Origin of the sequence: Mucilaginibacter sp. (assembly GCF_039935595.1) — a bacterium.
In the GTDB taxonomy this organism is placed as follows: Bacteria; Bacteroidota; Bacteroidia; order Sphingobacteriales; family Sphingobacteriaceae; genus Mucilaginibacter.
In genome coordinates this window covers 1-6,887 of the sequence record NZ_JBDTJZ010000118.1, presented here as the reverse complement: position 1 = coordinate 6,887, position 6,887 = coordinate 1, and the positions used below count along the sequence as shown (strand labels likewise).

Annotated in this window: 3 protein-coding genes, 1 tRNA gene and 1 pseudogene; 4 read left to right on the top strand and 1 reads right to left on the bottom strand. The window is 41.5% G+C overall.

The features are described from left to right. Nucleotides 1-14: 14 nt before the first annotated feature. From ABI367_RS08140 to ABI367_RS08125, 4 genes are all read left to right on the top strand, one after another. Nucleotides 15-99: transfer RNA gene (locus tag ABI367_RS08140), tRNA-Ser, on the top strand. Nucleotides 100-252: 153 nt separating this feature from the next. Next, on the top strand, nucleotides 253-639 hold the full coding sequence (locus ABI367_RS08135; protein WP_462230458.1) for a hypothetical protein: 387 nt from the start codon (nucleotides 253-255) through the stop codon (nucleotides 637-639). Nucleotides 640-734: 95 nt separating this feature from the next. After that, on the top strand, nucleotides 735-5,087 hold the full coding sequence (locus ABI367_RS08130; protein ID WP_462230456.1) for a CusA/CzcA family heavy metal efflux RND transporter: 4,353 nt from the start codon (nucleotides 735-737) through the stop codon (nucleotides 5,085-5,087). 10 nt (nucleotides 5,088-5,097) lie between these two features. Then, nucleotides 5,098-6,231 carry an efflux RND transporter periplasmic adaptor subunit gene (locus tag ABI367_RS08125; protein ID WP_462230454.1) on the top strand — a complete coding sequence of 378 codons (1,134 nt, stop codon included), beginning with the start codon at nucleotides 5,098-5,100 and terminating at the stop codon, nucleotides 6,229-6,231. 281 nt (nucleotides 6,232-6,512) lie between these two features. Here ABI367_RS08125 and ABI367_RS08120 read toward each other — a convergent pair. After that, nucleotides 6,513-6,887, bottom strand: a pseudogene (locus tag ABI367_RS08120) (alkaline phosphatase family protein); the annotation flags it as partial.

Sequence of the window (6,887 nt, the reverse complement as noted above, 5' to 3'; positions counted from 1 at the left end):
GTACTTTTGACCCCGGAGAGCTGGCAGAGTGGTCGATTGCGGCAGTCTTGAAAACTGTTGACTGTAACAGGTCCTGGGGTTCGAATCCCTAGCTCTCCGCAAGTAATTTAAGTGCCCGGTTATCCGGGCACTTTTTGTTTTATGGTATTGCCAAACCTGTTTGTTCATAAAACAACAATAATGATCAAGATTTGAAAATCATGTGATCTAAATCAAAAACGATTGATTATTAATTGTTATTTTTGCAATAGTTTGAAAAAATTCACAGCCATATTGCTTTTAACAGCTTACCTGTTCTCAACTACTGAACTACACCAGTTGCTGAAATTGCCTATGGTATTTGAACATTTTGCCGATCACAGCAAGGAAAATAAAAATATTTCCTTTCTGCAATTTTTGGATATGCACTACATGCACGGCAGTCCGCGGGACAAAGATTATAGCGAGGACATGAAACTACCTTTCAAAACTGCGGATGATTGTACGGCAACTTTATCGCCAGTTCTTATTCCTCAAATTCTTAAAACACTTGCTATTCCGGTAATATGTTCGCTGGAAAAAAAGGTTCATGTTCCTAATATCCAATTTGTTGCTTCTGCTTATTTATCCATTATTTGGCAACCGCCAAAAGCTTGTTAATTAGTTGATACATTAATTTTATAAATGGTGCTTTAATATAGCTTATCCCTGCTATGAGGTGCTTTTTGAATTACTAATTTTTCAAGATCTTTTTTATGTTAAATCATATCATTGCTTTTTCCGTGAGGAATAAGCTGATCGTGGGGCTTTTTATAATTGCCCTGATTGGCTATGGCAGCTATCAATTCACCAAGCTGCCAATTGATGCCGTACCAGATATTACCAATAACCAGGTACAGGTAATCACCATTGCCCCTTCTTTCGGGGCGACCGATATTGAACGTTTAGTTACTTATCCTATAGAGCAGGCCAATAGCAATATTTCTGGCTTAAAAGAGGTCCGAAGCTTCTCGAGGTTTGGCCTTTCACTGGTGACCATTGTTTTTGACGATGCTACAGATATTTACTGGGCAAGGCAGCAAGTTGCCGAACGTTTGCAAAAAGTGCAAAGCCAGATTCCGGCAGGCATCGGAACGCCCGAACTTGGGCCAGTAAGTACCGGCTTAGGCGAGATATACCAATACGTAGTGCGTCCTAAAAAAGGTTATGCCGAAAAATATAACGAAACGGACCTGCGCACCATCCAGGACTGGATTGTTCGCCGCCAGCTATTGGGCGTTAAAGGTGTTGCCGAGGTGAGCAGCTTCGGCGGCAAACTGAAACAATTTTCCATCGAGGTTGATCCCAACAAACTGCTTTCGCATAATATTACGATAACCGACGTATTTAAGGCGCTGGAAAGCAACAACCAAAATACTGGCGGTGCCTATATTGAAAAAGGCCCTACCGTGTTATATATCCGAAGCCAGGGATTAATTGGCAATATAGATGACATTAATAACACCGCCATTAAAAATACAACTGATGGATCGCCCCTTTTTATCAAAGACATAGCCGATGTAAAAATTGGTTACGCTACCCGCTATGGCGCAATGTGCTATAACGACAAGGGCGAAGTTGCTGGTGCGGTGGTAATGATGCTAAAAGGTGCGAACAGCAGCGAAGTGATCAAAAATGTAAAGGAGCGCATTGTACAGATCCAGAAAACCATGCCCGAAGGTGTGGTGATCGAACCCTTCCTGGATCGTACTAAAATGGTGAACAACGCTATAGGGACTGTAGAGCGCAACTTGTTGGAAGGTGCGCTTATTGTTGTATTCGTGCTGGTACTATTTCTGGGAAATTTCAGGGCGGGGTTGTTGGTTGCATCGGTGATTCCACTGGCCATGCTATTTGCCATTATTATGATGAACCTTTTCGGTGTAAGCGGGAACCTGATGAGCCTGGGGGCACTCGACTTCGGTTTGATCGTTGATGGGGCTGTCATTATTGTTGAAGCAGTTATGCACACGCTTAGTCATAGTAAGCATTTTACAAAGGTTGGTGTATTAGGGCAGGAAGATATGGATAAAGAGGTGAATAACTCTGCCAGCAAAATGATGAATAGTGCCGTTTTTGGCCAGATCATTATCCTGGTGGTGTATCTGCCGATATTTACTTTGCAGGGCATTGAGGGGAAAATGTTTAAGCCTATGGCCCAAACAGTAGCATTTGCCTTATTGGGTGCCTTTATTTTATCATTAACCTATATCCCGATGATGAGCACCGTGTTTCTGAGCAAGAAGATCAAGCATATGCCCAATTTTTCGGACAGATTAATGGCTAAGGTTGAGCGAGCTTATCAATTGGTACTTAGCCGTGTAATTGCTTTTCCGAAAGTTGTATTAATAACCATTATCGGCCTGTTTATATTTTCGGCGTATATACTAACCACACTGGGGGGCGAGTTTATCCCCGCGCTGGAAGAAGGTGATTTTGCGGTAGATACGCGGGTATTAACAGGCAGCAGCTTGAATACCACTATCGCCAACACTCAAAAAGCAGCCCATATTTTAATAACACAGTTCCCCGAAGTAGAAAAGGTGGTAACTAAAATAGGGAGCGGCGAAGTGCCTACCGACCCTATGCCCATGGATGCCAGCGATATGATGGTGATTTTAAAGCCTAAAGACAAGTGGACGTCGGCTAAAAATTTTAATGAGCTGTCTGAAAAAATGGGCAAAGCTTTACACGCTGTGCCGGGTGTTACTGCAGGTTTTCAGTACCCGGTACAGATGCGCTTTAACGAACTCATGACGGGTGCACGCCAGGATGTAGTTTGTAAAATATTTGGCGAAGATCTGGATACCCTTGCCGCTTATGCGAATAAGCTGGGTAAGATTATCAATACAGTAGATGGTGCCAAAAATTTGTACGTAGAATCAGTTGCCGGGATGCCGCAGATCATCATCAACTATAACCGCAGTGCGATAGCACAGTACAACCTGAATATCACTGATATTAATAAAGTGGTTAATACTGCACTTGCGGGTCAAAGTACCGGCACCCTATTTGAAGGCGAAAAACGCTTTGAGGTAGTAGTTCGGATTGGCAGTGAGCAAAAAAGGGATCTGAAAGACATACAAAACTTATTGATACCGACACCCCAGGGCACACAAATACCCTTGTACCAACTTGCCGATGTACAGATCAAGGCCGGACCAAACCAGATACAGCGGGAAGATGCCAAAAGACGGATAGTAGTTGGCTTTAATGTGCGCGGCAGGGATGTACAGACTATTGTTAACGAGTTACAGGCCAAGGTAGATAAACAACTTAAATTCCCAACCGGGTATTATGTTACTTACGGTGGTGCATTCGAGAACCTGAATGCTGCTAAACAGCGTTTATTAATAGCTGTCCCAGTTTCATTATTACTCATCTTTTTACTACTGTACTTTGCATTTAATTCCATTAAGCACGGATTGCTTATTTACTCGGCAATTCCACTATCAGCTATCGGAGGGATTTTATTCCTTGCCTTACGCGGTATGCCTTTCAGCATAAGCGCAGGTGTGGGTTTCATAGCGCTGTTCGGGGTGGCCGTACTTAATGGTATAGTATTGATCTCTGAATTCAATCAATTAAAAAAAGAAGGTATGACCGATTTAAAACGTATTGTATTAATGGGCACTAAAGTAAGATTAAGGCCGGTACTCATGACCGCGTTTGTGGCCTCATTAGGCTTTTTCCCAATGGCTATTAGTAATGGTGCAGGTGCAGAAGTTCAGCGGCCGTTGGCTACAGTGGTTATCGGGGGCTTGCTCATCGCAACATTCCTTACTTTATTCGTGTTGCCCGTATTGTATATCATGTTTGAAAAAGGATTTAAAAATACGCTAACCAAAAAAACAACTGCTTTGCTTTTTATCATCCTGTTAATGGGTATCAGTCAGTTTTCAAATGCCCAAACACCTATAACGCTCAAAGCCGCTATTGATACCGCTTTGAAAAACAATCTGCAGGTGAAACGCGAGCAATTAAAAGCAAAATATCAGCAAATGCTTATCGGCACATCAACCAACATAGCCCAGGCAAGTCTGTTCGGAGAGGTTGGACAGATCAACAGTAGTTATACCGACAACAAGTTCGGTATCTCACAATCTTTTAACCTACCTACCGTTTACGTCAGGCAAAAGGCACTTTTAAAAGAAGATTGGAAAAGTAGTGTTCTTAATATCGCGGTAAATGAAGGTTTGTTAAAAAAGCAGGTTACACAGGTATTTTACACTCTGGTGTATATGGAAAACAAGCGGATGTTATTACAATATACTGATAGCCTGTACCTTGACTTTTATAAAAAAGCGGAGTTGCGTTTAGCAAAAGGTGAAACCAATATTCTGGAAAAAACCAGTGCCGAAACAGCACTGGGTCTTGTGCGGGTGCAATTAAACCAGCTAAAAGAGGATAAAGCTGTATGGCAATTACAATTCCAGCTGCTACTGAACTCCACAGTGAATTTAACGCCCGATAAATCCGATTATCAGTTAGCCCTTGCATCTGCAACAGACACCCTAAGTTTGAAAGAGCACCCCGTAATAAAACTAATAGCACAGCAACAGCAAATTGCAGATGCTGCTGTACTTGTAGAAAAAAGCAAACTTTTGCCTGACCTGTCTATCGGATATAACAACACCAGCATTAAGGGCATTGGTGCCGATAATAAGCTATACAATGGCTCAAACCGGTTTAGTTCGGCGCAATTAAGTATCGGCATCCCCATTTTTACCGGAGCACAAAAGGCAAGGATAAAAGGCGCGAGGATAAACAAGCAAATAGCCCAAAGCAATTACGCATTGGAGGTACAAAACATGGCATCTGCTTATCAAACTGCAATTTTTCAATATCAGAAATACCTGCAAACGGTTCAATATTATGAAAGTAAGCCGTTAAAAAATGCCACTTTAATAACTTTTACCGCCAATCAGCAAATTGCCGCAGGTAACATCAATTATCTGGAATGGGCACAACTGGTTAACCAGGCTACTTCCATTAAAAATGATTACATGGAGGCTGTTCGTAACCTTAATGAGGCTATCATTCAACTTAACTATTTCGTTAACAACTAAAATTCAGCACATGAAATCCATCATATATCTATCAGCCATTATTATATTATTATCGGCCTGTGGCGAAAAAAAGCCTACAGCAGATAATACGGACAATACAATCAATCCCAACACTGTAACCTTAACAGACGCGCAGTTAAAAAATGCAACCATAGCCACAGGTAAAATCGGGCTAAAAGAAATATCATCCGTATTAAAGCTCAACGGAAAAATTGATGTTCCGCCGCAAAATATGGTTTCAATAAGCGTACCGTTAGGAGGCTATTTAAAGTCTACAAAGCTTTTACCGGGTATGCATGTTAGTAAAGGCGAGGTCATAGCGGTGATTGAAGACCAACAATACATTCAGCTACAGCAAGATTATCTGACAGCCAAGGCACGAATCAGGTACCTGGAAAATGAATACAACCGCCAAAAAGACCTTAATGAAAGTAAAGCCAGCAGTGACAAGGTTTTTCAGCAGGCCGAAGCCGAATACCGGAGTCAACAGGTGTTACTTAGTTCTTTAGCAGAAAAACTACGCCTTATTGGAATTAATGTGGGAAACATCAGTGCGTCAAAAATATCAAGGAGTGTAAATATTTACTCTCCCATCAACGGGTTTGTATCCAAGGTAAATGTTAACATTGGCAAATATGTATCTCCTACTGAAGTGCTATTTGAACTGGTTAACCCAACTGATATACATTTGGCACTAAAAGTTTATGAAAAAGATCTAGGTAAATTATATATCGGCCAAAAGCTGGTAACCTATACTAATAATGAGCCTTCAAAAAAACACGCCGCTGCCATTTTGCTGATTGCCCATGATCTGTCTGCCGACAGGAATGCAGATGTACATTGTCATTTTGAAACCTATGATAAAACCCTGGTTCCCGGCACCTACATGAATGCAGAAATACCGGTTAAAAACACAGTGGCTTATGCCATAAACAATGAAGCAATTGTTCAGTTTGAAGGCAAACAGTACATCTACAAAGTTATCGGAAACCATCAGTTTGAAATGACAGCCATCAATACGGGTGAGAGTAAAAATGGATTTACAGAAATTCTTTCGCCAACAAAGGATATGACCTCAAATGCTGTTTACGTAACGCAGGGAGCATATTCGCTATTAATGATGATGAAGAATAAAGCAGAATAAAAATTTACGAAAAAAGGATAACTATGCAATGCTTTGTTTTGAAATTCAGAACCCCCCTCCGGCTCTATCGAATAATATGTATCTTCTATTTTAGTTTCAACTCATCCAAAAATGTCAAAAGCGAAATTAGGGGTTCGATTATAATACCTGATTCTCCGCAAACTTTAATAACATAAAACACAAAAGCCTGCAAATCAAAATAATTGCAGGCTTTTATGTTTTTAGTAAATCCCAGTTTATTCACCAATTCACGACAAAAAAGTTTAACAAACGCAATACGATTAGCTTTTCAAACTTCTCCAAATTACATCAACAACGGCTGTAGGCTGTATTTCGGATTGTTGTTCATCCGTTATCAATACGGCTTTATAGTCATCCGCGATCAGGTGGCGGCCGTGTGAGCCTTTGATCAGGGTGGCGTCCAGCGGGATCACATCCATTACATAACGGAAACCAGTCAGTTTGCGGGCGAGTTTATAAGCCGCACGGGCCTTTGAGGTCATAAACATTTCAACGGGATCATAACCCGGCTTTTTGTGGATGTCCACGCAGCGGGCATAATCGGGAGCCACAGCATCATCCAGCCAGAAATAGTAGGTAAACCAACTCTGCTCATCAGCCACAACTACCAGGTCGCCGGCACGCTCATGGTTAAT